The sequence below is a fragment of the Arthrobacter sp. Y3221087 genome (assembly GCF_059089905.1).
Genome location: NZ_JBNHFE010000032.1, coordinates 1 through 330 on the forward strand (window position 1 = coordinate 1; position 330 = coordinate 330).

Annotated in this window: 1 pseudogene; it reads left to right on the forward strand. The window is 67.6% G+C overall.

The window, feature by feature from the left end:
• A pseudogene (locus AC5RUO_RS20035) lies at window positions 1-330 on the forward strand (glycine dehydrogenase (aminomethyl-transferring)); the annotation flags it as partial.

Below are 330 nucleotides of genomic sequence, written 5' to 3' on the forward strand. Positions count from 1 at the left end.
ACAAGACCTTCTGCATCCCGCACGGCGGCGGCGGACCCGGCGTCGGACCCGTCGCGGCCAAAGCCCACCTGGCACCCTTCATGCCCGGGGACGCCACCAAGGCAGCCCACGAAGAGGGTCATGGCGTAGCAATTTCCGCGTCACGCTTCGGCTCCGCCGGGGTGCTCCCCATCTCCTGGGCCTACATGAAGCTGATGGGCGGCCAAGGCCTGACCGAGGCCACCAAGTCAGCACTGCTGGCCGCGAACTATGTCGCCTCCCGGCTGAACGAGTACTTCCCGGTGCTCTACACCGGTGAGGGCGGGTTGGTGGCGCACGAGTGCATCCTGG